We start from the raw sequence: 2,179 nt of genomic DNA on the forward strand, positions 1-2,179 counted from the left end.
GTCATACGCTCCCCCAGACCATCCGGGGCGAGGCGCACTGTAGGTGATGTCCGAGCACCACACCTGATTGGGGCGATCAATCCCCAGGCCTCGAAGAAGATACGGATATTTCCGATGCGCCGGATGCGGGACGGTCGTTCTGGGCTTCTGATAAATCGTCCGCAGCCCCATCGTCGCCATCAGCCGACGAACACGCTTGCGCCCGACATCATGTCCGAGCCTGCGAAGATGCCGCGTCATCTGCCGCGACCCGTAATACGGCATCTCCAGAAACTGACCATCGATCAGCCGCATCAACGCAAGATTGGCATCGCTCTCTGGTACCGGCCGGTAGTAGATGCCCGACCGGTTGAGTTGTAGCAGCGCGCATTGCCGCACCACCGACAGCCGAGGCCGTTTCAGGTCGATCATTTGCCGCCTCTGAGTACGCCCAACCGCACAGAGGCATCCCGCAAAAAATCCCGTTCCACCAGAAGCTGGCCGATCTTGGCATGCAGCTTCTCCACGTCGGCGGGGCTGGTTGTCGCCTCGGGCGCCTGCTTGCCAGAGAACGTCCCCGCCATGCCTTCAATCGCCTGGCGCTTCCATTGGGCGATCATCGTCTGGTGCACGCCATGTTTCGACGCCAACTCCGCCAGCGTCTGCTCGCCCCGGATCGCCTCCAGCGCAACCCGCGACTTGAACTCACCCGAATATCGTTTCCGCGTAACCTTGCCCATAAACCCGTCCTCTCTCAGGCCGGTCTATAGACCCAATGACCGTCATTCGCCTCGTTTTCCGAGGTCAGGGGGAGCGTAAGCTCACTTAGTCAGGAGAGGAGAATGACAATGTCGACTGCGAAATTTATTGGCCTGGACGTTCACAAGGAGACAATTGCCGTGGCGGTCGCCAATGACGGGCGATCGGGAGAGATCCGGTTCCACGGGACTATTCCCAACACGCCCGATGCCATACGGCGCCTGGTGGCACGCCTGGCAGCGCCCGATGTCACGCTCCACTTCTGCTATGAAGCAGGCAGCTGTGGATATGGTATCTATCGTCAGTTGACCGACCTGGGCGTGGAATGCAGCGTCATCGCGCCGTCGGTCATCCCGCGCAAGTCGGCGGATCGGGTGAAGACTGATCGACGCGACGCCCAGATGCTGGCGCGCCTGCTGCGCTCGGGCGAACTGACAGCAATCTGGGTGCCGGACGAGGCGCACGAAGCCATCCGGGATCTGATCCGGGGACGTCGGCAGGCGAAACAGGATCTGGTTGCCAGCCGGCAAACAGTATTGAGCTTCCTGCTTCGCCATGGGCGCAAATTCACCGGGCGATCGAATTGGACCAAGGCGCATTGGCGCTGGCTCAGTGAGCAGGCCTTCGACGCACCGCATCAGCAATTCGTGTTCGGTGAAGGTATCCGACGGATTGAGGAGGCACAGCATCGCTGCGACAGGCTGGACTCCATGCTGGTGGAAGCACTGCCGCAATGGTCGCTGGCTCCTCTGGTTCAGGCGTTGCAGGCCCTCCGTGGTGTCGGGCTCGTGGTGGCCGCGACCTTGGTTGCCGAAATTGGCGATCTCAGTCGCTTTGATACGCCCAAGCAACTGATGGGCTGGCTTGGCCTAGTTCCCTCGGAGGCGTCCAGCGGCGCCCGCACCCGCCGTGGTGCGATAACAAAGACGGGGAACCGGGAGGCACGGGCGATGCTGGTAGAGGCGGCATGGTCGTATCGCCTGCCGGCGCGCGAAGAGAGGCGATATCAAATGCGCGTCGAAGGCTTGCCGGAGGATATCAGGGCCATCGCGTGGAAAGCCCAGGTCCGTCTTTGTCAGCGCTACCGCTTGTTGGCATCGACCGGAAAGGCCCTGCCAAAAGTGATTACGGCGATCGCCCGCGAGCTGGTCGGGTTCATCTGGGATATCGGTCGACGCATACAGCCAATCTGATAGGGAATTCCGCGCCCGATTATTGGACCTGACGGGCGTGCCGCGAAAACCAGGCAGGATGGGTAACCCTCGTTTTAAGCTGGGGCAGGTCTCGACCGACGCCCGTCTATAGAGAGAGGAAGGCCCACGACGGAAATGGGAAATGCGGTAGCCAATCCGCGGATGAGAGCATGATCAATCGTCGTCGATCGGCTCGCGGCACACCCGTCAGGAGACTGTGTAGAATTTTGTGCGGTGGCATTTTTTCA

The 2,179-nt window shown here is 60.9% G+C and carries 1 protein-coding gene and 1 pseudogene; one reads left to right on the forward strand and one right to left on the reverse strand.

Annotated features, from left to right (window positions below; translation table 11 throughout):
* Positions 1–719, reverse strand: a pseudogene (locus AD944_RS16535) (IS3 family transposase); the annotation flags it as partial.
* A gap of 108 nt (positions 720–827) precedes the next feature.
* Here AD944_RS16535 and AD944_RS00565 point away from each other — a divergent pair.
* Complete coding sequence (locus AD944_RS00565) at positions 828–1,931, forward strand: IS110 family RNA-guided transposase (protein ID WP_373317193.1); 1,104 nt, start codon at positions 828–830, stop codon at positions 1,929–1,931.
* The last annotated feature ends 248 nt before the right edge of the window (positions 1,932–2,179 follow it).

The organism is Acetobacter tropicalis (assembly GCF_001580915.1).
Classification (GTDB): domain Bacteria; phylum Pseudomonadota; class Alphaproteobacteria; order Acetobacterales; family Acetobacteraceae; genus Acetobacter; species Acetobacter tropicalis.

Coding starts and splice junctions, on each gene's coding strand:
- AD944_RS00565 (WP_373317193.1), top strand. CDS start 828: ATGTCGACTGCGAAATTTATTGGCCTGGACGTTCACAAGGAGACAATT.